At 63.0% G+C, this 23,097-nt stretch carries 19 protein-coding genes; 10 read left to right on the top strand and 9 right to left on the bottom strand.

Features of this window, described 5'->3' with window-relative positions; genetic code table 11:
- Positions 1–10: 10 nt before the first annotated feature.
- Complete coding sequence (locus NKH71_RS07300) at positions 11–865, bottom strand: RNA polymerase factor sigma-32 (protein WP_352788751.1); 855 nt, start codon at positions 863–865, stop codon at positions 11–13.
- Positions 866–1,193: 328 nt separating this feature from the next.
- On the opposite strand from NKH71_RS07300, the gene NKH71_RS07295 reads away from it, so the two are divergent.
- The 3 genes from NKH71_RS07295 (at position 1,194) to NKH71_RS07285 (ending at position 3,539) form a co-directional block, all read left to right on the top strand.
- Positions 1,194–1,967: an amino acid ABC transporter substrate-binding protein gene (locus NKH71_RS07295; RefSeq protein ID WP_352894706.1), complete on the top strand. Its 774-nt coding sequence runs from the start codon at positions 1,194–1,196 to the stop codon at positions 1,965–1,967.
- Positions 1,968–2,088: 121 nt separating this feature from the next.
- The gene (locus NKH71_RS07290; protein WP_352788754.1) at positions 2,089–2,769 is read left to right on the top strand and encodes an ABC transporter permease subunit; all 681 of its coding nucleotides are present in this window, start codon (positions 2,089–2,091) and stop codon (positions 2,767–2,769) included.
- Positions 2,766–3,539, top strand: coding sequence for an amino acid ABC transporter ATP-binding protein (locus NKH71_RS07285; RefSeq protein WP_352894704.1), 774 nt, complete (start codon positions 2,766–2,768; stop codon positions 3,537–3,539). Before NKH71_RS07290 ends, NKH71_RS07285 begins: the two co-directional genes overlap by 4 nt.
- 74 nt (positions 3,540–3,613) lie before the next feature.
- Here the strand turns inward: NKH71_RS07285 and NKH71_RS07280 are convergent, their stop codons facing one another.
- The 6 genes from NKH71_RS07280 to NKH71_RS07255 all read right to left on the bottom strand — a co-directional run bounded on the left by NKH71_RS07280 (position 3,614) and on the right by NKH71_RS07255 (position 11,597).
- The gene (locus NKH71_RS07280) at positions 3,614–4,195 is read right to left on the bottom strand and encodes a CarD family transcriptional regulator (protein WP_006327799.1); all 582 of its coding nucleotides are present in this window, start codon (positions 4,193–4,195) and stop codon (positions 3,614–3,616) included.
- A 367-nt stretch (positions 4,196–4,562) separates the two neighbouring features.
- Entirely contained in the window at positions 4,563–4,901 is a 339-nt protein-coding gene (fdxA, locus tag NKH71_RS07275; RefSeq protein ID WP_023721018.1) for a ferredoxin FdxA, read from the bottom strand.
- Between the two features lie 148 nt (positions 4,902–5,049).
- Positions 5,050–5,436 carry an RNA-binding S4 domain-containing protein gene (locus NKH71_RS07270; RefSeq protein ID WP_023721017.1) on the bottom strand — a complete coding sequence of 129 codons (387 nt, stop codon included), beginning with the start codon at positions 5,434–5,436 and terminating at the stop codon, positions 5,050–5,052.
- Between the two features lie 12 nt (positions 5,437–5,448).
- Positions 5,449–8,865: a helicase-related protein gene (locus NKH71_RS07265; protein WP_352894703.1), complete on the bottom strand. Its 3,417-nt coding sequence runs from the start codon at positions 8,863–8,865 to the stop codon at positions 5,449–5,451.
- 717 nt (positions 8,866–9,582) lie between these two features.
- Positions 9,583–10,308 (bottom strand): acetoacetyl-CoA reductase, encoded by a 726-nt coding sequence (gene phbB, locus NKH71_RS07260; RefSeq protein WP_352588271.1) that lies wholly within the window; start codon positions 10,306–10,308, stop codon positions 9,583–9,585.
- A gap of 104 nt (positions 10,309–10,412) precedes the next feature.
- Positions 10,413–11,597 carry an acetyl-CoA C-acetyltransferase gene (locus NKH71_RS07255; protein WP_352480897.1) on the bottom strand — a complete coding sequence of 395 codons (1,185 nt, stop codon included), beginning with the start codon at positions 11,595–11,597 and terminating at the stop codon, positions 10,413–10,415.
- Positions 11,598–11,875: 278 nt separating this feature from the next.
- Between NKH71_RS07255 and phaR the strand changes: the two genes are divergently transcribed.
- Positions 11,876–12,484, top strand: a complete 609-nt coding sequence (gene phaR, locus NKH71_RS07250) for a polyhydroxyalkanoate synthesis repressor PhaR (protein ID WP_023721013.1) — start codon at positions 11,876–11,878, stop codon at positions 12,482–12,484.
- Between the two features lie 127 nt (positions 12,485–12,611).
- Here phaR and NKH71_RS07245 read toward each other — a convergent pair whose 3' ends face one another.
- Positions 12,612–13,058: a hypothetical protein gene (locus NKH71_RS07245; RefSeq protein ID WP_023721012.1), complete on the bottom strand. Its 447-nt coding sequence runs from the start codon at positions 13,056–13,058 to the stop codon at positions 12,612–12,614.
- 101 nt (positions 13,059–13,159) lie between these two features.
- Here NKH71_RS07245 and NKH71_RS07240 point away from each other — a divergent pair, with 101 nt between their 5' ends.
- Positions 13,160–13,813, top strand: coding sequence for a TetR/AcrR family transcriptional regulator (locus tag NKH71_RS07240; protein ID WP_352494173.1), 654 nt, complete (start codon positions 13,160–13,162; stop codon positions 13,811–13,813).
- A gap of 42 nt (positions 13,814–13,855) precedes the next feature.
- Here the strand turns inward: NKH71_RS07240 and NKH71_RS07235 are convergent, their stop codons facing one another.
- Entirely contained in the window at positions 13,856–15,004 is a 1,149-nt protein-coding gene (locus NKH71_RS07235) for a citrate synthase (protein ID WP_023721010.1), read from the bottom strand.
- Positions 15,005–15,095: 91 nt separating this feature from the next.
- Between NKH71_RS07235 and NKH71_RS07230 the strand changes: the two genes are divergently transcribed.
- The 5 genes from NKH71_RS07230 to NKH71_RS07210 all read left to right on the top strand — a co-directional run bounded on the left by NKH71_RS07230 (position 15,096) and on the right by NKH71_RS07210 (position 23,095).
- Positions 15,096–16,184: a citrate synthase/methylcitrate synthase gene (locus NKH71_RS07230; RefSeq protein ID WP_352894701.1), complete on the top strand. Its 1,089-nt coding sequence runs from the start codon at positions 15,096–15,098 to the stop codon at positions 16,182–16,184.
- 201 nt (positions 16,185–16,385) lie between these two features.
- Positions 16,386–17,168, top strand: a complete 783-nt coding sequence (locus tag NKH71_RS07225) for a 3-hydroxybutyrate dehydrogenase (protein WP_023721008.1) — start codon at positions 16,386–16,388, stop codon at positions 17,166–17,168.
- A 26-nt stretch (positions 17,169–17,194) separates the two neighbouring features.
- Positions 17,195–18,325, top strand: a complete 1,131-nt coding sequence (locus NKH71_RS07220) for a patatin-like phospholipase family protein (protein WP_023721007.1) — start codon at positions 17,195–17,197, stop codon at positions 18,323–18,325.
- A 379-nt stretch (positions 18,326–18,704) separates the two neighbouring features.
- On the top strand, positions 18,705–19,916 hold the full coding sequence (locus NKH71_RS07215) for an efflux RND transporter periplasmic adaptor subunit (RefSeq protein WP_023721006.1): 1,212 nt from the start codon (positions 18,705–18,707) through the stop codon (positions 19,914–19,916).
- 2 nt (positions 19,917–19,918) lie between these two features.
- Positions 19,919–23,095: an efflux RND transporter permease subunit gene (locus NKH71_RS07210; RefSeq protein WP_352855436.1), complete on the top strand. Its 3,177-nt coding sequence runs from the start codon at positions 19,919–19,921 to the stop codon at positions 23,093–23,095.
- The last annotated feature ends 2 nt before the right edge of the window (positions 23,096–23,097 follow it).

Raw genomic sequence — 23,097 nt, 5'->3', positions numbered from 1 at the left:
CCGACGCGATTCAGGCGAGAAATTCCGGGTTCTGCTTCACCAGCGCCGCCTTGAGCTTTTCCATGGCGCGCGCCTCGATCTGCCGGACACGTTCCTTGGAGATGCCGAGCGTCTCGCCGAGCGCTTCGAGCGTCGCGCCCTCGTCGCTCAGCCGGCGCTCCTCGATAATCCTGAGTTCTCGCGCATTGAGCGCGCCGAGCGCCGTCTTCAGCCAGACAGAGCGGCGTTCGACATCGATCGTGTCGCCGACGACCTCGTCGGGCAGCGGGTCATCCGAAACCAGGAACTCCATCCGCTCGGTTGCGCCCGCATCGTCGGCAAGCGGCGTGTTGAGCGAGCTGTCGGGTGCCGAAAGGCGGGAATCCATCATCGCCACATCGGCCTCGGAAACGCCGAGAGCCGCCGACACTTCGCGGTAAAGCGTGGCATTCGACGTCTGCTCGGCGCCGTTTGCCAGGCGGGCGCGCAGGCGCCGCAGGTTGAAGAACAGCGCCTTTTGCGCGGAGCTGGTGCCGCCGCGCACGATCGACCAGTTGCGCAGGATATAATCCTGCATCGAGGCGCGGATCCACCATGTCGCATAGGTCGAGAACCGCACCTCGCGCTCGGGCTCGAAACGGGCCGCGGCCTCCAGCAGCCCGACATGGCCTTCCTGGATCAGGTCGCCCAGGGGAAGGCCGTAGTGGCGGAACCGCGACGCCATGGAAATAACCAGCCGCATATGGGCGACGGTGATGCGGTGCAGCGCGTGCTGGTCATTGTTCTCCTTCCAGCGCAGCGCCAGGAGATGCTCTTCGTCGCGCTCCAGGTAAGGGGCTTTCATCGCCGCGCGAACCATGGTCCGTCCTGCACTGTCTTGCATCATGCCGCGCTCCTGCTTCAGGCGTTGCGGTGCAATCGCTGAATCGTGAGTTGGCGCCGATGGTTGAAATGGCGGCGCCGCGCCCTACAACAGCCAAGAACGTGCGATGCGGGGGAATGTTCCCCCGGACTGTCATGCCGATTGCGCTGTTCCAGGCGATTCGCCATCGGCCTTGACTCAGCCGGGTGCCGCCGGGAGGTGTTGGTTGAGAATGGGATTTCAAGGGCGCGAGATTTTTGAAATTTAGTTTCTTATTGTGGCATCGCGCATCTGTCATTTTCCGGCACTCGCAACGACGCCGGACATCGGCCAAGGACGGGATCACAGAAAAATGAAATGGCTCAAATCGCTCATTATCGCCGGAACGCTGCAGGTTCTGGCAATCGCCGCCGGTCATGCCGGCGCCAATCTCGACCAGATCAAGCAGTCCGGCGTCTTCAAGGTCGGCACGGAAGGAACCTATGCGCCCTTCACCTATCATGATGCTTCCGGCGCGCTGGTCGGCTTCGACGTCGAGATCGCCCGGGCCATCGCCGAGCGCCTCGGCGTCAAAGCCCAGTTCCTCGAAGGCAAATGGGACGGGCTGATCGCCGGTCTCGACGCCAACCGCTACGATGCCGTCATCAACGAGGTCGGCATCACCGAGGCGCGCAAGGCCAAATATGATTTCTCCGATCCTTACATCGCCTCCAAGGCGGTGCTGATCGTGCGCGGCGACAACACCGACATCAAGGGTTTCGCCGATCTCAAGGGCAAGAAGGCGGCGCAGTCGCTGACCTCGAATTTCGGCAAGCTGGCTGAAACCAATGGCGCCGAGCTCGTCGGCACCGACGGCTTCGACCAGTCGATCCAGCTTCTTCTCACCGGCCGCGCCGACGCCACCATCAACGACAGCCTGTCCTTCCTCGACTTCAAGAAGCACAAGCCCGACGCCAATGTGAAGATTGCCGCGCAGGAAGAAAACGCCGACTATTCCGGCGTCATCGCGCGCAAGGGCGATCCGGAACTGGTGGCCGCCATCAATAAGGCGCTGGCCGACATCAAGGCCGACGGTACCTACCAGAAAATCGCCGATACCTATTTCGGCCAGGACGTTTCGAAGTAAACGGCTTTTCTCGCGTGGGCCGAATGCCGGCCCGCGTCGTTCATGTCGCGGCGAGCTGTCTTTGACGGCCCGCCGCTTTCGCGTGATATGAGCGACGGCAATCTGGCAAGGAGGAGGCTTCGTGCCGCACTGGCTGCAATTGATGCTGGAATCCCTGCCTACGCTGCTGTGGGCTGCACTGATCTTCACCGTGCCGTTGACGCTGCTGTCGTTTGCATTCGGTCTTGTCCTCGGCCTGGTCGTGGCGCTTGTCCGGCTGTTCGGTCCCAAACCGCTGGTCGCCGTGGTCCGCTTCTATGTCTGGATCTTCCGCGGCACGCCGCTTCTCGTGCAACTGTTCCTTATCTTCTACGGCCTGCCATCGGTCGGCATCCTGCTCGACGCTTTTCCGGCAGCACTGATCGGCTTTACCTTGAACATCGGCGCATATTCGTCGGAAATCATCCGCGCCGTCATTGGTTCGGTGCCGAAGGGCCAGTGGGAAGCGGCCTATACGATCGGCATGACCTGGGCCCAGGCAATGCGGCGCACCATTCTTCCACAGGCGGGGCGCGTCGCCGTGCCGCCGCTGTCCAACACCTTCATCTCACTGGTCAAGGATACATCGCTCGCCGCCGCCATTACCGTGCCCGAGATGTTCCAGGCGGCGCAGCGCATTGTCGCCACCACTTATGAGCCGCTGATCCTCTATGTCGAGGCAGCGGCTCTCTACCTGGTCATGAGCTCCGTGCTGTCGGCCTTGCAGGCCCGATTGGAAACGCGGCTTAACCGCTATGGTGGCTTCCTGGAGGCGCGTGCGTGATCGGCCTCACCAACATCGAAAAGCGTTTCGGCGACAGTTTGGTGCTGAAGGGTGTGACCGTCACTATCGAGGAAGGCAGCGTCACCGCGCTTGTCGGGCCATCGGGCGGCGGGAAAAGTACGCTTTTGCGCTGCATCAACCTGCTCGAACTGCCGACTTCAGGCACGGTGCGGATCGGCGACGATGCACTCGAATTCCACCCCGGCGGCAGGGTCTCGACCAGGGATATCCAGCGGCTGCGGCTGCAGACCGGCATGGTGTTCCAGAATTTCCAGCTGTTTCCGCATCGCACCGCGATCGAGAACATCATGGAGGGGCTGGTGACGGTGCTTAAATGGCCCAAGGAAAGGGCGCGCGAACGGGCGCTCGCCCTGCTCGAAAAGGTCGGCATGGCGCACAAGGCCGACGCCTGGCCGGCGACGCTGTCAGGCGGCCAGCAGCAGCGCGTGGCGATTGCCCGGGCGCTGGCGCCGTCGCCGAAAGTGCTGCTCTGCGACGAACCGACCTCGGCACTCGATCCGGAACTGGCGCAAGAGGTGGTCGACGTGCTCGGCAAGCTCGCCAGCGAGGGCACGACCATGGTGATGGCGACGCATGATCTGAGGCTCGCCTCCAAGATCGCGCGGGAAGTGGTGTTCCTCGATGCCGGCAACATCGTCGAACAAGGGCCGGCCGCGGTGCTGTTCAGCAACCCGGAGCGCCAGCGGACCAAGCGGTTCATCGCCACGCTGAAGCAGGAGGCGGAAAGGGAGGGCGGTGTCGAAGGTTAGATATGCATTCGCCGATCCCAAAAATAAAAACCCGGCGCGAGGCCGGGCTTTTCGGAATTCGAAGGCGAAAAGGCTCAGGCGGCCTCTTCCTGCTCGGCTTCCTCGTTGTCGGCCTTGGCGCCGCGCTTCGGGCCCTTGTTGAGGTTCACCTCGATAAGGCGCACCGCTTCGGTCTCCGACATGCGGTTGACGGCCGCGATCTCGCGGGCCATGCGGTCGAGGGCCGCCTCGTAGAGCTGGCGCTCGGAATAGGACTGCTCCGGCTGGTTGTCAGCGCGATAGAGGTCGCGCACCACTTCCGAGATCGAGATCAGATCGCCGGAGTTGATCTTGGCATCATATTCCTGGGCGCGGCGCGACCACATGGTGCGCTTGACGCGGGCCCGGCCCTGCACGACCTTCAGCGCGCGCTCGACATAATCCTCTTCCGACAGCTTGCGCATGCCGATCGAGGTCGCCTTGGCGACTGGCACCTTGAGGCGCATCTTGTCCTTCTGGAAGTCGATGACGAACAGTTCCAGCTTGTGGCCCGCGACTTCCTGCTCATCGATCGAGACGATCTGGCCGACACCATGCGCCGGATAGACGATGTACTCGCCGGTCTTGAAACCGTGGCGCGCTGCGGTGGACTTCTTCTGCGGGGTGATCGTTGCCATTACGCCCTGAACTCCTTGTTGTGGTACCGGCATCGTGCCGGCCCGAACTCGTGCGACCGGGGTGACCGGTCCTTAGCCACACAACGATGAACTCACCGGAAGGCCAGGACCGGCAAATCGCAACATTGCGACCGCCTGCCCCAGATCGCTCTGGTCCGGATTGAGAAATTCACCTTTCAGTGATTTGGGGCGTTTGCGCCATAAATCGACGTTGTGTCACCGGCATGTTGGGCTGATATAACACAAAAAGTCGGAAGAATCAAGGTTTTGCTGCACGCGCGAAGGCCATGCGCCATCGCCGCCTGTCAAGGCAGTTAATGTATCACGTCTGTTACGCCGCGTCAGGCTGCCGCAATCAGCGCTCTCGTTAATCGCCTTCGCCGGGCTCCGGGGAGAAATATTTCTCGAATTTGCCAGCTTCCCCGTCGAAGGATTTGGCGTCGGCCGGGGGCTCCTTCTTGGCGGTGATGTTGGGCCATTTATCGGCATATTCGGTGTTGATCTGCAGCCATTTGTCGAGGCCCGACTCGGTGTCGGGCTTGATCGCGTCGGCCGGGCATTCCGGTTCGCAGACGCCGCAGTCGATGCACTCGTCCGGGTGGATGACGAGCATGTTCTCACCTTCGTAGAAACAGTCGACCGGACAGACCTCGATGCAGTCCATGTATTTGCATTTTATGCAATTGTCGGTCACGACATAGGTCATTGGTCGGCTCCGGGACGTCCCATTTTGTTGGGCTTTTTTGGTGAGGTAACGCCTTTGTCCGCCGCTGGCAAGGGCAGCCCTTGCCAGCGGTGCCGGGGTTTCCGGAATGGAATTCCAGAGGCCCGGCAAAGCGGAAGTTCGACCTTGCTCAATCGTCGCCGAGCAGGTGGTCGGTCTGGCGGCGTTCCTTCTTCGTCGGGCGACCGCTGCCGGCCTCGCGCAACGGCGGCACCGCATCCGGAAGCGCCTCGCCCTTGGGCGCGGGGGGCGGCGACATGTCCTCGTAAAGCAGGCGGGCTTCTTCGGCCGGGCCGCGCCGTGCGCCGGTGCCAAGGACTTTCCAGACGAAGATCCGCCGCTCGAGCGTGATGGTCAAAACGTCACCCGGCCGGACCGTATCGGATGCCTGCGCTGCTTTGTCGCGATTGATGCGGACGCGTCCGGTGACGACCAGCTTGGCTGCCAGCGTGCGTGATTTTACCGCGCGCGAGAAGAACAGCCACTTGTCGATGCGCTGGCGGGCATCAGTGACCATCGGACGAACAGCTTACTTCTTCAGCTGGTCGCGCAACGCGGCGAGCTTGGCGAAGGGCGAGTCCGGATCGAAGCGGACCGGGCGTTCCTCACGCGGCTTTGGCTGGAAGGCGGGCTTTGCGCCTTGGGCGCCGCCTTTGCCGTCCTGCCGTCCAGCCTTCCAGTCGGGCCGGTTTTCGCGCCGGTCGAGGCGTTCGCCTTGCGGCTTGCCGGCGCGCTGCTCTGCCGCCTCGCCTTGCGGCTTGGGCTTGAACTTGCTGCGGTCGAAGCGTGGCTTGCCGGCGCCGTCGCGCTGATCGTGGCGCCCTTGACGGGCGGGCCGGTCGCCCGGCGTCGGTTGCCCGCCGGCATCTACCGGCGCATCGCTGCGGCCGTCCGGCGCAGCTTGACCATTGCGCGGGCGACTGTCCCGATGATTGTCCCGGGGGCGGTTGTCATGCTGGCGATGACGCGGGCGCTGGTCGAAACGACCCTGCCGCCACAACAGCACAGGTTTTGGCTCCTCGGCTTCTGGGGCAGCTTCGCCGGCGACGGCTTCCGCCGTTGCTGCAGGTTCGGCCGGCGATGCTTCCATAGTGTCGGAAACCGGCGGCTCTGCCGGTGCCGTAGCCTCAGTTTCCGCCCCAAGTTCCGTCCTTGGCTCAGCCGCTGGTTCTGCAGCCGCTTCGGCGGCGGGCTGGGTCTCTTGCGTGACTTCTGCCGCAGCTTCAGGGGCTGGAGCTTCCGGCTGGTCTTCCGCGACAGGCTCTGCCGCCGCTTCGGTCACGGCTTCGGCCGCCTCCGCAACAGGAGCCGCATCCGACACAGGCTCCGAAGCCTCCGCCGAAACCTCCGCCGGCGGCTCTGCCGCGGCAGCTGCTTCCGCCATCCTCGCCTGCTCGGCTCGCGTTGCCTCTTCCGCCGCCTGCTTTGCAGCGGCCGCTTCACGCGCGGCATTGTCCTGTGCTTCGAGCCGCGCCTTGACCTCGGCCGCCGGCTTGGCATCGGCGCGATAGCCGAGCCCCTTCAGGATTTCTTCCATGTCGTCGGCGGTGGCGCCGAGGATCGACATCATCGGCGGCGTCACCATGAAGGACTGACCGTCATAGGCGCCGTCGGGGCGAGGTCCGAGGCCCGGCTTCCAGTTGGTCGCCGGCCGGATCAGGTCGGCCAGCCGTTCGAGAATATCGACGCGTACAGCACGCCGGCCAAGATTGCGGTAGCCCGCCAGCTTGTAGAAGGTCTTGTCGAAGGTTGGATCGATGACCACCGAGGTGCGGCCGGAGGCCAGTGCGTGAACGACATCGCCGAAGCCGGGCTTGTCCTTGCCGTCGTTTCTCAGCGCCCACAGCATCGTTATCAACCCGGCCGGCGCCGGCTTGATCAGCGCCGGCACGAAGACATGGTAGGCGCCGAAGCGCACGCCGAGACGGCGAAGCGCCGCGCGGCCCTCCTGGTCGAGCGACTTCATCTCGTCGGCGATGTCGCGACGGTTGATGAGGCCGAAATGCTCGACGAGCTGGAAAGCGATGCCGCGGCCGATGCCGGTGATCTGCTCGGCATTCTTGAGATCGACCAGCGGCTTCAGCAGGGATTCGATCTGGAAATTGACGAAGCGCTCGGCGCGCGCCGCAACCTTGTCGCGGGCCGGGCCGGTGAGTTGCTCGTCGGCGAGCAGAACGAGACGCGGCTTCAAAGCGTCTTCGCCAGCGACCAGCGTGCCGATCGGCGCGCCGATCCAGCGCAGCGTGCCATCCGAACCCAGCGCGATGTCGCCATTGGCCGAGGCGCCGAAGCGTTCGGCACGCGCCTCGAACTCGGCGGCAAGCGCCTTCTGCGCCGCCGCCCGCACCGCCTTGGCGTCCTCGCCGCCGGCGCTCTGGTCGGCGGTGAAGCGGAAACCCTGCAACTCGCCGACGTGATGGCCTTCGACGAGGACGGTTCCGGTTGGGCTGATTTCGGCTTCAGGCATCGTGTTTTCTCTAAGGCGCCGCATGAGGACGGAAGTCCTGCGGTCTACAAAACGTTTCGTCAACCGCTCATGCAGCGCATCCGACAGTCTGTCTTCGATTTCGCGCGTCTTTTCCTGCCAGTGTGCCCGATCGGCCAGCCAGCCGGGCCGGTTGGAAACGAAGGTCCATGTGCGGATCTGGGCAATCCTGTGCGATAGCGTGTCGATATCGCCTTCAGTGGTGTCGGCCCGGCGCACCTGCTCGGCCATGTAGTTCTCGTCGACATGGCCGTGCCTGGCAAGGTCCATGTAGATGGAGGCGATCAAGTCGGCGTGCTGGGCCGGCGCGATCTTCCTGTAGTCGGGCAGCGCGCAGGCTTCCCACAGCAGCGCCACCCGCCTGGCGTCGGTGGTGAGTGCCCGGATGTCCTCGTCGCGCGACAGATGCTCGAGCGCCTGCGCGTCCACGGCCGGCAGTGCGCGCGTCAGGCCTTCGACCGGGGCGTTGGTCTCGATCGAGCGCTTCAGCGCATCGAGGTTGGCGAAATCGAAATGCGCGGTACGCCACTGCAGCACTTTCACCGGATCGAAATCATGCGCCTCGATCTTCTTGACCAATTCCTCATCCAGCGGATCGACCTGGCCGGTGACGCCGAAGGTGCCGTCGCGCAGATGCCGGCCGGCACGGCCGGCAATCTGGCCGAGCTCGGCCGCGGTCAGGTTGCGGTACTGGTAGCCGTCGAATTTGCGATTCTGGGCGAAAGCGACGTGGTCGAGGTCGAGGTTGAGGCCCATGCCGATGGCGTCGGTGGCGACGAGGTAGTCGACATCGCCCGACTGGAACAGCGCCACCTGGGCGTTGCGGGTGCGCGGGCTGAGCGCGCCGAGCACGACGGCGGCACCGCCCTGCTGGCGGCGGATCAGCTCGGCGATGGCATAGACCTCGTCGGCCGAGAAGGCGACGATCGCGGTGCGCCGCGGCAGGCGGGTCAGCTTCTTCGAGCCGGCATAGGCAAGATGCGACAGCCGTGGCCGGGTCACCACCGACACGCCCCGCAGCAGGCGCTGCAGAATGCCGTGCATGGTGGCCGCACCCAGCAGCAGCGTCTCCTGGCGGCCGCGCAGATGCAGGATGCGATCGGTGAAGATGTGGCCGCGTTCGAGATCGCCAGCGAGCTGGACCTCGTCGATGGCAACGAAGGCGGCGTCGGTCTCGCGCGGCATCGCTTCCACCGTGCAGACCGAGTATTTCGCGCCCGCCGGCTGGATCTTTTCCTCGCCGGTGATGAGCGCAACCTTATGGACGCCGACCTTCTCGCAGACGCGCGTATAGACCTCGCGGGCAAGCAGCCTGAGCGGTAGGCCGATGACGCCGCTCTCATGCGCCACCATGCGTTCGATGGCGAGATGGGTCTTGCCGGTATTGGTCGGGCCGAGCACGGCCGTTACGTCTCGACCCGACAGGATCAGCGGTTCAGTGTGTTTCGGATGGATGTTCATCGGCCTGGAAATAAGGCTCTCTGCCTCGCATTGTCGGGAGCGCGCCCATATTGGCCGCGTATGACAGGCGACACATAGGGATTTCGGGCGCGAAGCGAAAGCGGAATGTGCCGAGGGCAGGCTGATTGGTCGGTTCGAAGCCAGAAATCTGTTCCCGATTAACAGTTGGAACGAGTCTGGAACGAATCAGCGACGAATCACTGACTCGCGCTGATTCAGGTTTTGTTCACGGCTACATCTGGGATTTCTGCCGGCGAGTCTCACCACATGCTGAATCACAGAAACTGGCCCGATTCATGCAGGCGGCATTCAAACGAGCACCACCGTTAACCTTTGCCGGTGAATGATCGTGGCCGGCCAATCTGCTTCGCCCAACATTATGAAATTATTGATGTTTCCTAATGCGCTTTAATCATTTCGAGGGTGTTTTCGGCTCTCGCCGTTAACGTTCCGCTCAAAGCCGGAACGAATCGGCGACGAATCAGCGATAGGCAAAGTTTCTTGGTTTGTTCACCGCAACATGTTGTGTTGTGAACAGCTTTTCCACCGAGAATCCACAGGCTGCCGGGCAGTTTTTGCACAGGCTGCGCAGCGGCCGTTAACCTTTGCGTGCCGGATTGGGGGGAGATCTTGCAACGGGAAGACCGCTATAGAAACGGGCCGTTTTGCAGGCCCGTTCGTCCAAGCGCGTATCTATCTCAACGTAAAGATAAACGGTCAGGCGATGTACTGCCCGCCATTGGCTGATATGGTCGAGCCGGTGATGAACCCGGCATCGTCGGAAGCGAGGAAGACGACGCAGCGCGCGATCTCCTCCGGCTCGCCGAGACGGCCGACCGGGATCTGCGGAAGGACACGCTCGTTGAGCACCTTCCCGTCCATCGCTTTGACCATCTCGGTGGCGATGTAGCCGGGGCAGATGACGTTGACGGTGATGCCGGCGCGCGCGCCTTCCTGGGCCAACGCCTTGGTGAAGCCGATATCGCCGGCCTTCGAGGCCGAATAATTGACCTGGCCGACCTGCCCTTTCTGGCCATTGATCGAGGAGATGGTGATGACGCGGCCGAATTTGCGGTCGCGCATGCCGCCCCACAACGGATGCGTCATGTTGAAGACGCCGGAAAGGTTGGTGTCGAGGACCTCTTTCCATTGCTCGCGCGTCATCTTGTGGAACATCGCGTCGCGCGTGATGCCTGCATTGTTGACCAGCACCGATACGGGACCGAGATCGGCCTCTACCTGTTTGATGCCGGCAGCGCAGGCCTCGTAGTCGGCAACCGACCATTTGTAGACCGGGATGCCGGTCGCTGCCTTGAACTTTGCTGCCGCTTCCTCATTGCCGGCGTAGTTTGCGGCAACCGAATAGCCGGCGCTTTTCAAGGCGACCGATATCGCCGCGCCGATGCCGCGCGACCCGCCTGTGACGATTGCAACCTTTGTCATGTGTCCTCCCGGGAAATGCAGATGACTGAGCGTTGAAGCGGTAGGTTTTGCCCTCTATTCCCTACTCGCTTTGCGCCAGTATCCTATTCGTATCGCTTATCTCATCACAATGCTTCCACGCACATGGCAACGCCCATGCCGCCGCCGATGCACAGCGTGGCAAGACCTTTCTTGGCACTTCTGCGACGCATTTCGTAGACCAGCGTGTTGAAGATGCGGGCGCCCGAGGCGCCGACCGGATGGCCGATGGCGATGGCGCCGCCATTGACGTTGACGATGGACGGGTCCCAGCCCATGTCCTTGTTGACGGCGCAGGCCTGCGCGGCGAAGGCCTCGTTGGCTTCGACCAGATCGAGGTCGCCGACCGACCAGCCGGCCTTGGCCAGCGCCTTGCGCGAGGAGGGGATCGGTCCCGTCCCCATGATCTGCGGGTCAACGCCGGCGGTCGCCCAGGAAACGATACGCACCAGCGGCGTGATGCCGCGCCTTGCGGCTTCCGCTTCGGTCATCAGCACCACGGCGGCGGCGCCGTCATTGATGCCGGAAGCATTGGCTGCTGTCACCGTGCCGTCTTTGTCGAAGGCGGGCTTGAGCTTGGTCATGGCGTCGATCGTCGCGCCATGGCGGATGTACTCGTCCTGGTCGACTATCGTGTCGCCCTTCCTGCCCTTGACTGTGAAGGCAACGATCTCGTCGTTGAATTTTCCGCCTTTCTGCGCAGCCTCGGCCTTGTTCTGGGAAGCCAGTGCGAACTGGTCCTGGTCGTCGCGGGTGATTTGGAACTGGCGGGCGACGTTCTCCGCCGTGTTGCCCATATGATAACCATAGAAGGCATCGGTCAGGCCGTCCTTGATCATGGTGTCGATCAGCTTGAAATCGCCCATCTTGACGCCACCGCGCAGATGCTGCGCATGCGGAGCCATCGACATCGATTCCTGGCCGCCGGCAACGATGATTTTTGCATCGCCCTGGGCGATCTGCTGCATGCCGAGCGCGATGGCGCGCAGGCCGGAGCCGCAGAGCTGGTTCAGACCCCAGGAGGTCGCCTCCTGCGGCACGCCGGCGGCCATGGCCGCCTGCCGCGCCGGGTTCTGCCCTTGAGCCGCAGTCAGGATCTGGCCGAGAATGACCTCGTCCACCTCCTTGCCGTCGACGCCGGCGCGGGCAAGCGCTTCCCTGACGGCGACGGCACCCAGTTCATGAGCTGGCGTGTTGGCGAAGGCGCCGTTGAAGGAGCCGACAGGCGTGCGCGCCGCACTGGCGACAACGATGGCGTTGGAAGCGGACATGTTCTTCTCCAGACTTTCGGGGAGCGATTTCGGGTGCCGTCGGGGACTTTTCTTGCCCTTTCCACAACCCGAGTCAAACCCGAAATGGGCATGGCGTTCCTCCGCGGCAAGCAGGCCGCGCGTCGCTGCGATGACGGCCCATCCGTGCTGCGCAGCATAAAATGTTCCCGCACTGCACAAACAGCTTGGATTCATGACGCTTTTGCGCATATCCTTTAACAAGGCGCAATCGTTACCGGCGGCTTACTTAAGCTGGCCGGTGTCCGGGGAGGATGCAGATGGCCGCGAAAGACGAACCTATTGTTATCAAGAAATATGCCAATCGCCGTCTCTACAATACGGGCACCAGCACCTATGTGACGCTCGAGGATCTCGCAGAAATGGTCAAAAAAGGCGAGGACTTTACTGTCCAGGACGCCAAGACCGGCGACGACATCACGCATCCGGTGCTGACCCAGATCATCTTCGAGCTGGAGAACAAGGACGGGCAGAACATGCTGCCGATCCCGTTCCTGCGTCAGCTCATCGCCTACTACGGCGACCAGATGCAGATGATCGTGCCAAGCTTTCTCGAACAGTCGATGCTGGCCTTCTCGAAGGAGCAGGAACGCTTTCGCGAGCAGATGAAAGATGCCCTCGGCAAGTCGCCGATGGACATGATGAAGATCGCGACGCCGATCAAGGTGCTGGAGGAGCAGACTCGGCGTAACATGGAAATGTTCCAGAACGCCATGCGGCTGTTCACGCCGTTCCCGCCTGCGGGGTCTGCGCCGGCAGCAGCACCGGCCGAACAGGCCAGGAAAGAAACACCGGAAAAACCGGACGATCTTCAGGAGCTGAAGGAGCAGATCGCCGCGATGCAGCGCAAGCTCGACACGATGTCGTGACTGCCGGCCGGCGAAGCGCCGGCCCAAAATTTCCCTCAGCAGGCCTGTGTCAGAAAACATCTTCGCCTCGAACGTGAAGATGTCATCCACGCTCTATTTTGTGGCACGCTCTATTTCGTGGCATGCCCTATTTCGTGGTCACCGTCACCAGAGCGGTAACAGGTTTGCCGTCTACTAGAATGGGCCGGTGATGATCATCGGCAAGAAGCACGCCGATCACGTGTCTGCCGGCGGCATCCGGGCAATGGCCGAAACGGGCCTTGATAAGATCACCGCCAAAGTCGCTGTTCATGCTGTTGTACGGCTTGCCGGGGATGTTGCAGGTGTCTCCGTTGGGATCGATCTTCATATGCACGTGGCCGCATTGCTTGATTTCCCCGCACTCACCCGCAGTGAGCAGCCTGAAGTTGCTCCTGACGACAACGCCTATCGCCTTCTCAGGAGAATTGCCCAGTTCGACAACTGAACCCGCCGTCGGCCAGACGACTTCCAGGGTGGGCCGATCCTCGGCCTCGGCAGATACGAGCGACAATAAGGAGAAAGCGAGGGCAGTCGTTGCGGTGATGCGAAACATGGTAACCTCCGTTGCGATGTAAACATTGATTACATACGCAGCGCTCGAACACAAGGGAAATAATCAGTGATTACATTCCGCTCTCGTGCTATTTGACTGAGATGACCAAGACAACTGATTCCGACGAAGCCGGAGATGCCAAGCGATACCATCACGGCAATCTCGTCGAGGCCTTGATCACGGCAACCGTGGAGATCATCGAGGAGCGGGGAGCCGAGCATGTGTCCGTACGCGAGGCCGCAAAACGTGCCGGCGTTTCGCCCGGCGCGCCATTCCGGCATTTTCGATCGAAAACAGCGCTGCTCACCGCGGTCGCCGAACAGGCCATGGATCGGCTGACAAAGGCCGTTGCCAAGGCGCGGTCGAAAATCGACAGCGCAGATCCCATTGAGGCCTTCGAAGCAATCGGACAAGGCTATCTGGAATGGGCAATTAGCAACCCCACGCATTTCCAGATCATCAGTTCCCGAACCCTGATTGATTTTGAAGGGTCGGACAGCCTTCGTGATCAGAATGAGGCTATTCGGCGGACGATGATCGACTTGCTGACGCAAGCGCAACAACAGGGTCGGCTTGCTCCCGGCACCGACTTTGATCATCTTGTGCTTGCCGCGCGTGCACTCGTTTATGGGTTGGCACGCATGGCGATCGATGGTCATTTCCGGGAATGGCATCCGTCCGAGCCGCCAGCCCTGGCCGCGCAGCGGGCTCTCCGACTTTTCATGAGCCGGATGACCATTCCATCTAAAGCTTAATCCGCCAGCACCCAAAAAAAGGGCCCGCGATTGCGTCGCCAGCTAATGGAACTCCGGCAGCGGTCCCTGGTAGCGGGCGCGTGGTCTGATCAGGCCGCTGCTTGTCACCTGCTCCACGGCATGCGCGGCCCAGCCGATGCTGCGGCCGAGCGCAAACAAGCGAAACGGCGCATCGGACGGCAAACGGAGGCTGCGCGTCAGCGCGGCCAAGGCGAAATCGACGTTCGGGCGCATGCCCGTTGCCGCAAAGGCCGCATCGCAAAGCCGTAACAGCCCATCATCGACATCGATCGCGGCCAGCAACGGTTCCGCACGCGGATCGCCGTCGGGATAAAGCGGATGGCCAAATCCGGGCAGTGGCCTGTCGTGACCGAGCCAGCGTCCGACAGCCGCATCCGGCCCCAATCTCTGCGCATCCTCCGCCAGCATCATGACCGCCTCCGCGGCGCCGCCATGGCGCGGACCGGAGAGCGTGGCGAGGCCAGCAAGCAGGCAGGCCGAAACAGGTGCACCGGTGGACGCGGCGACCCGCGCGGCGAAGGTCGATGCGTTCAGTTCGTGATCGGCCAACAGCACCAGCGAGCGGCGGATCAAGTCTGCGCCGGCTGCATCGAGGGACCAGCCCTGCGCCAGTCGTTCGTGCACGGCACCGATTCCGCGAACCGCGCCGAGCGCCTGGGCCAGAGCGGCGATGGCGCCGGCCGCATCGTGGTTGAGCGAAGCCGCCCTGCGGCCGAGCGAAGGCCGGCCCTTGGCCGCCAACGCGGCCAATTCCGCGAAGGCAGCCGGCCGGCCAGTTGCGCCGTTGCCATGGCGGCTCGCCGACACGAACGACACTGGTGCGTCAGATGCCCAAAGCAGGTTTGCCGTCTGCTCCAGCGTGGCAGTCTCGCAGAGTGCAACCGCATCCTGGCCACGATAGACGAGGCGGCCGTGCAAAACGGTCGAGATCGTGGTGGCGATCGCCGGCTCACCCCAGGCAATTGCACTTTCGGCGATTGCCTGGGGATTTCGGCCGCGCGCCCGGCGGCTCGCCAGCGCCGCGATGTCGTCGGCGCGATACTGGCTGCGGCGTGGGTCGGCCCGATCCGGCCGCATGCCGATGCGTCCGCGGCTGACATAGGCATAGAGCGTCTGGGCGCGCACCTTGAGGCGCTCCAGGGCTTCGTCCCGCGTCAGCCACTCAGTCATGTAAACCTGGCACGTTGATTCGGTTGATCAAGATTGATGGTCCAGCCGCCAACCCTTATCTACGACCCGGAAAGGGTCAAGGAGAAAACCAATGGCGAATGGGCTCGATGATGTGGTGGTGGCAGAAACGGTGCTCTCCGATGTCGACGGTCTTGGCGGCCGCCTGACCATCCGGGGCCATTCGTTGCCGGAACTGCCAGGCCGCTGGAAATACGCCGACGTGGTTCGGCTGCTGTTCGACGGCTCTTTCGACGATCTTCCCGGCGAAAAGGAGCTGGCGAAAGCGATCGGCCGGGCGCGCAGTGAAGTGTTCGAGCGGATCGAACCCTTGCTGCCGTTTCTCGCATCCCTCGATATCTACAGCGCGATGCGCGCCGGCATTGCCCTACTGCCGGACGGCGACAAATTGCCGGACGCGCTCAGGCTGGTTGCGGCACCTGCCGTGCTGACGCCGGCCTTGCTGCGCTTGCAGCGCGGCGAAAGCCCAATTGCGCCTGATCGCAAGGCCGATCATGCCGCCGACATGCTGCGGATGCTGACCGGCATGGCGGCCTCGCCGAAGTTGGCGAAAGCGCTCGATACCTATCTTGTGACGGTTTGCGACCATGGCCTCAACGCATCGACCTTCGCCACGCGCGTGGTCGCCTCGACGCAGGCGGGGCTTACTTCGGCGGTGCTGGCCGGACTCGGAGCGCTCAAGGGGCCGCTGCATGGCGGCGCGCCAGGTCCGGTGATCGAGATGCTGGATGCGATAGAGGCGCATGGCGACGCCGCCATCTGGCTGCGCGACGAGATCGCGCGCGGCCGCCGCATCATGGGCTTCGGGCATCGCATCTACCGTGTGCGCGATCCGCGTGCCGACGTGCTGAAAGCGGTGGTGCGGCAACTCGGCGCCGAGGGCGAAGCCGGCCACCGGCTGGCGTTTGCCGAAAGCGTGGAGCAAGCGGCGCTTGAAGTGCTTCGCATCGCCAAGCCGTCGCGCTCGCTCCAGACCAATGTCGAGTTCTTCACAGCACTTCTGCTGGAGGCCGCGGGCTTTCCGAAAGAGGCGTTCACCAATGTCTTTGCTGCCGGGCGCGTCGCCGGCTGGATCGCCCACGCCCGCGAGCAGCAGACGAGCGGACGGCTGATCCGGCCGCAGTCGCGCTATATCGGGCCGGTGCCGGACCTCGTCGCCTAAGGATTTTCCCCCGCATGCTTTGCGGAAACCGGCCCCGCTACAGCCGGTGCCAGACACTCTCTCGTCAAGGTGAGAGAGGTCCTCATGACAAAAATTTCATGTCATTGCTCCACACATCCGCTGTTCTTGGGTGGCAGAGAGCCTATATGCTGCAGTGCAGCATGGTTCCGCGGGAGCCCGCCTCGAAAGGAATAAGCCGCCTTGACCGCCAGAAAAACCGCCATCGTCACCGGTTCCACCTCGGGCATCGGCCTGGCCATTGCCCACGCGCTCGCGGCCGAAGGCTGCAACATCGTCGTCAATTCCTTTTCCGACACCGCCGACGACCACGCCATCGCCGACGCAATTGCGAAACACCACAAGGTCCAGACCGCCTATGTCAAGGCTGACATGTCGAAGCCGGCCGAGTGCCGGGCTCTGGTCATGAAGGCAGCCGAGACATTCGGCTCGGTCGACATCCTGGTCAACAATGCCGGCATCCAGCATGTCGCGCCGGTGGAAAGCTTCCCGATCGAGAAGTGGGATGCGATCATCGCCATCAACCTGTCATCGGCCTTCCACACCATCGCCGCCGCCATCCCGTTGATGAAACAGGCCGGTGGCGGCCGGATCGTCAACGTCGCCTCGGCCCATGGGCTGGTGGCCTCGCCGTTCAAGTCGGCCTATGTCTCGGCCAAGCACGGCATTATGGGCCTGACCAAGACGGTCGCCCTGGAACTGGCGCGCGACAAGATCACCTGCAATGCCATTTGTCCCGGCTATGTGCTGACGCCGCTGGTCGAGGCGCAGATCCCCGACCAGATGAAGGCCAACAAGATGGACCGCGAGACTGTGGTCCGCGAGGTCATGCTCGAAAAGCAGCCGACCAAGGAGTTCGTCACCGTCGAGCAGGTTGCGGCGGCGGCAGTGTTCCTGTGCTCGGATGCGGCAGCGCAGATCAACGGCACGCACATCTCTGTCGATGGCGGCTGGACCGCTCAGTGAGCCGTCCAGCGGTCAAGGGTCACGCCATGCCGAAAAACGGCAAGGCGGAGGAGCCAAAGAAGATCAACATCGCGCTGCAAGGCGGGGGTTCGCACGGGGCGTTTTCCTGGGGCGTGCTCGATCGGCTGCTCGAGGACGGGCGCCTCGATATAACGGCGGTTTCGGGCACCAGCGCCGGCGCCATGAATGCCGTCGCGCTGGCCGACGGCTTCGTTCGCGGCGGCGTCGAGGGCGCACGGCGGAAACTTGATGATTTCTGGCGTGCGGTGGCGGCAAAGGGCCGCTTCAGCCCAGTGCAGCGCATGCCGTGGGACGTCGCCTGGGGCAATTGGTCGATCGAGAACACGCCCGGCTATTTCCTGTTCGATACGATGTCGCGGGTATTTTCGCCCTATGTCGCCAATCCGCTCGCCATCAATCCGCTGCGCGATGTGGTCGAACGTGAGATCGATTTCGACAATGTGCGCGCCTGCAAGTCGATGGAACTGTTCATTTCCGCGACCAATGTCGAGACCGGCCAGTTGCGTGTCTTCTCGGACGGCGAGATCGACCTCGACACGGTAATGGCGTCGGCCTGCCTGCCGCAATTGTTCCGCGCCGTCGAGATCAAGGGCGTGCCCTATTGGGATGGCGGCTATGGCGGCAACCCGGCACTGTTCCCGTTCTTCAAGACGGCGGCCACTGAGGACGTGCTTTTGGTGCAGATCAATCCGGTGGTCCGCGAAGGGACGCCGAAGAGCGCCAATGAGATCCAGAACCGCATCGACGAGATCACCTTCAATGCCGGGCTGTTGCGCGAATTCCGCTCGATCGCCTTCGTCAAGGAACTGATCGCCGCCGGCCGATTGCCGCACGGCGAATATCGCGACATCCGCATGCACCGCATCGATGCCGACGAAGCGTTCAAGGATCTGTCGGCATCGTCCAAGGTCAATGCCGAATGGGCGTTCCTTGCCTATCTGCGTGACCTCGGCCGCACCGCAGCCAGTGATTGGCTGGAAGAAAATTACGACGCCGTCGGCAAGCGGCCGACGATCGATCTGTCCGGCGAGCTCGACGACGGCTTGAAGCCGGTGCGCGGGCCGGCGCCGGGCCGGCGGGTCAAGGAGTTTCTTGCGGCGCGCAAGCAGCCCGAGGCCGCCCGCCGTCCGGCCTAGAACGATTTACCGTTTCACGGAAACGCCGAACCGCTCTATCTTTTTTGACGCAATTCCGGACGGAAAACCGTTTCACACTTTTCCTGGAATTGTTCTGGCTCCCCCGCAAAGCAGATGACATCGCAATCTGTCCAATCATCCTGACACTTGCTGCCATACCGCTGTTTTGGCGATCAACAGCCGATGCTGCAGCCGCATCTTTGCGGACAAAGCAACAATCCATCAACTTTTCTGACTATATTGCGACGCAACTTTAAGGTAGAAGCGCGCTTCGCCGATCACGGCAATTTGAATACGGCCTCGCGCGCACCCATATCGGCGACGCGCCCCAAGTAGAAGATGCGGCCTGGCCGAACCCCGCGCACTGGAAAAAATGACGATGCCGAAATTCAGGTTTCACAAGCTTGCAGCCATTGTTGTGCTCATCGGGTTCGCCGGCTGGATGGCGACAGGCGAATTCTCGTCCGTCGGCAGCGCGTCCGCCGACAACAAGCCCAAGGCAGGAGAGGTCGAGCAGCCCAAGGCCGCCGACTCAGGCAAGCCCCAAACTGGCGAACAGGGGGCTGCCAAGCCGGGGACTGCCGAGGCAGAACAGCCCAAAGCGGCCTTGCGGACGGTCGCGATCATAACCCCGCCGCGGCGCATCTATGCGCGCGCTATCCGCATTTCCGGACTGACCGAAGCCGACAAGCGCGCGGTCCTGGCGACACGCGTCGCCGGCGTCATCGACAAGCTGCCGGTCAAGCAGGGTCAGCACGTCAAGACCGGCGACCTGATCCTGATGCTTGCCGCCGAGGAAAAAATCTCGGCGGTCGACAACGCCAAGCAGCTTGTCGTGCAACGTGAGGCCGAGCTGGCTGCGGCCCTGCGGTTGATGAAAACCGGCAATCTGCCGACGCTGCAGCTCGATACGGCCCGTTCCAACCTGACGCTGGCCAAGTCGCAACTGGACGCCGCGCAAGCCGAACTCGACCGCAACGAGGTGAAGGCGCCCTTCGACGGTGTCATCGACCGGGTGCCGGTGGAGCTTGGCAGTTCCGTCATGCAGGGCGGCGAGGTGGCGACCATTCTGAAGCTCGATCCGGTGATCGCCCGCGGCGAAGTCAGCGAGCGCGATCTCGGCTATCTGAAGATCGGTGACGAAGCCAATGTGCGCCTGGTCAGTGGCCAGACCGTCAAGGGTACGGTGCGCTACATCAGCCGGGATGCATCTTCGGCAACCCGTACCTTCCGGGTTGAAGTCGCTATCCCCAATGCCGATGGGTCCGTACCGGCCGGCATGACGGCAGAAATTGCGCTCAGCGCCCAGCCGACCGACGCCGTGATGCTGCCGCGATCGGTGGTGACGCTCGGCGACAAGGGCGACCTCGGCATCCGCGCCGTCGACAAGGATGACAAGGTCGTGTTCTTCCCGATCGACCTGGTCGACGACACGCCGACCGGCCTGGTGCTCGGCGGCATTCCGGCCGACGCCCGCATCATCGTCGCTGGCCAGGAGCTGGTGAAGGAAGGCGAAGTGGTCAAGCCGGTCGAGGCCGACCAGGCGACCATTCAAAAGCTGTTGGGCGAAGCGACGACCGGGACGCAGTAATCATGGACATCGTCAAACTTGCAATCAGCAATGCCCGGCTGACCATTGCGGTCCTGGTCTTTCTCATCCTTGCCGGTGCGGTCGCCTACCAGTCGACGCCGAAGGAAGCGGAACCCGACGTTCCGATTCCGATGATGTATGTCAGCCTGATCTATCAGGGCATCTCGCCGGAAGACTCCGAACGCCTCCTGCTGCGGCCGATGGAAGCCAAGCTGAAGAGCCTGAAGGGCCTCAAGGAGATGCGCTCGGCCGCCTTCCAGGGCGGCGGTTATGTGCTGGTCGAATTCCAGCCACAGACGGATCTCGCCACTGCGCTGCAGGACACGCGCAGCAAGGTGCAGGACGGCAAGGCCGACCTGCCGCAAGCGGCTGAGGAGCCCGTGGTCTCCGAGGTCAACATCTCCGAGTTCCCCGTCCTGGTCGTGACGCTGTCGGGCGAGGTGCCCGAGCGCGTGCTGACGGCGGCGGCGCGCGAGCTGCGCGACCGCATCGAGGAAGTGCCTGGCGTGCTCGAGGGCTCATTGCAGGGTGCGCGCGACGACCTCGTCGAAGTGGTCATCGATCCGATGAAACTTTCGTCCTACGGGCTGCAGCTCGACCAGTTGATCGGTGCGGTCGGCGCTTCCAACAGTCTTGTCGCCGCCGGCAACATCGAAGGATCCGAGGGCAAATACGCAGTCAAGGTGCCCTCGCTTATCGAGACACCAGAAGATGTGGCGGCGCTTCCGGTCGTCGCCGGCCCCAACGCGGTGGTGCAGGCCAAGGATATCGCCACCATCCGCTCGACCTTCAAGGACGCCGAGACGGTTACCCGCCTGGACGGCAAGCCGGCGATTGCCATCGAGGTGAAGAAGCGCATCGGCTCCAACCTGATCGATACGATTGGCAAGGTCAGGGAGGTGTCCGACGCCTTCATCGAGACGATGCCGGAGGGCATGCACGTCACCTACACGCAAGACAAGTCCGTCTTCGTGAACCAGTTACTCGGCGACCTTCAGAACCACGTGATGATCGCCGTCATCCTGGTGTTCATCGTCATTCTCTACGCGCTGTCTGGCCGTGCCTCGCTACTGATCGGATTGGCCATCCCCTCATCCTTCCTGATCGGCATCCTGTTGCTGGCGATGATGGGCTACACGATCAACATGATCGTGCTGTTCAGCCTCATCCTGGCGGTCGGCATGCTGGTCGACGACGCTATCATCGTCACCGAATTCGCCGAGCGACGCATGAGCGAGGGCATGCCGAAGGAACAGGCGTTCGCGCTTGCGGCCAAGCGCATGGCCGGCCCGGTCATCGCCGCGACGATGACGCGCATTGCCGCCTTCTCGCCGCTGTTGTTCTGGCCGGGCATCATCGGCGATTTCATGAAATACATGCCGATCACGTTGATCGTGACACTCTCGGCCTCGATGCTCTATGCGCTGGTCTTCGCGCCGACGCTGGGCGCCATATTTGCCAAGGCGCCGGCTCATCACCCCGACGACAATCGCGACGGCTGGTACATGGCCGTGGTCAAGCAGGCGGTGCATTATCCCATCACCGTGCTTGTCCTTACCGTCGCGCTGTTGTTTGGCGTGGGCTACGCCTATTCGAAATTCGGCGCCGGCGTCGAATTCTTCCCGAATGTCGAGCCTGACTACGGCCTGCTCTATGTCCACGCCCGCGGCAATCTTTCGCTTGCCGAAATGGACGCGGCCACCAAGACGGCGGAAAATCGGCTGCTCGGCTGGCCGGGCGTGAAGTCTGTCTATACCCGTGTCGGCAAGACGCAGGGCGGCGGCCAGGACGTTCCGGAAGACGTGGTCGGCGTGATCCAGTACGAATTCGTCGACTGGCGCGAGCGCAAATCGGCGAACTCAATCCTCGACGAACTGCGCGGCGTGATGGCCGGCATTCCCGGTGTCGACGTCGAGGTTCGCGTGCCGGAAGCCGGCCCGCCTACCGGCAAGCCGATCCAGATCAGGCTTTCGGCCGTCGATCCGAAGGGTCTTGACGACAAGGCCCGCGCCGTCGCCGCGCGCATTGCCAAGGTGCCCGGCGTCATCGATATTTCCGATGGCCTGGCGCCGCCCGGCGTCGATTGGGCGCTCGAGGTCGATCGCGCCAAGGCGGCGCAGTACGGCATCAGCCCGACCGCGGTCGGAACGGTGGTCCAACTGGTGACCAACGGGCTGAAGCTCAGCGAGTACCGCCCCGCCGGCGCCGACGATGCCGTCGACATCAGACTGCGCCTGCCCGAGGATCGGCGCACGCTGTCGACGCTCGACGAACTCAGGGTTCAGACCGCGCAAGGCTCGGTGCCGATCTCGAACTTCGTCGTACGCAAGCCGGAGCCGACGGTCGGTATCCTCAATCGCATCGACGGCGCGCGAACGGTGGTCGTCCAGGCCAACGTCGCTGCCGGCGCCCAGGTGGCTGCCGTCCAGCAGGAGGTCACCAAAGCTGTCGCCGACATGAACCTCGGCAGCGGCATTCGCTGGAAGCTTGCCGGTTCCAATGAGGACAGCGCGGAGGCCGGGGCCTTCCTCAGCAAAGCCTTCGGTGCCGCGATCTTCCTGATCTTCATTGTGCTTCTGGCGCAGTTCAACAAGTTCACCAGCGTCTGGCTGGTGCTGTCCTGCGTGGTCATGGCGACGATCGGCGTGTTCCTAGGGCTGCTGCTGACGGGAGAGGCATTCGGCATCGTCATGTCGGGCATCGGTGTCATCGCGCTGGCCGGCGTGGTGGTGAACAACAACATCGTGCTGATCGACACCTATGACCGGTTGCGCGAAGAGGGCTGGGACAAATACGAAGCCGTTCTGCAGACCTGCCGCGAACGTGCCCGCCCGGTGGTGCTGACGGCGGTGTCGGCGATCCTCGGCGTGCTGCCGATCGCTTTCGGCCTCGGCCTCGAAATCTTCCATCACGAGACGACGATCAACGCGCCGTCGACGCAATGGTGGATTTCGCTGTCGTCGGCGATCGTCTTCGGCCTGTCCTTCGCCACCGTGCTGACGCTGGTGGTGACGCCGTCAATGCTGATGGTGTTCACCCGCGCCAAAGTAAAACCCAGTGCGCGTCGGGGCTGGTTCAGTCGCCTGTTCGGGCGCGGCAAGGCCGAGATCTCCTCGGAAGGCCTGGAGGCCGATCTGGGCGCCGAACCGGCGATCGCCTTCCCGAAGGCCGCCGAATAGAG

The organism is Mesorhizobium sp. M0983, from assembly GCF_040318975.1.
Classification (GTDB): domain Bacteria; phylum Pseudomonadota; class Alphaproteobacteria; order Rhizobiales; family Rhizobiaceae; genus Mesorhizobium.
Note: the sequence above shows the minus strand (reverse complement) of the source record. Positions and strands in the feature narration are given on the sequence as shown.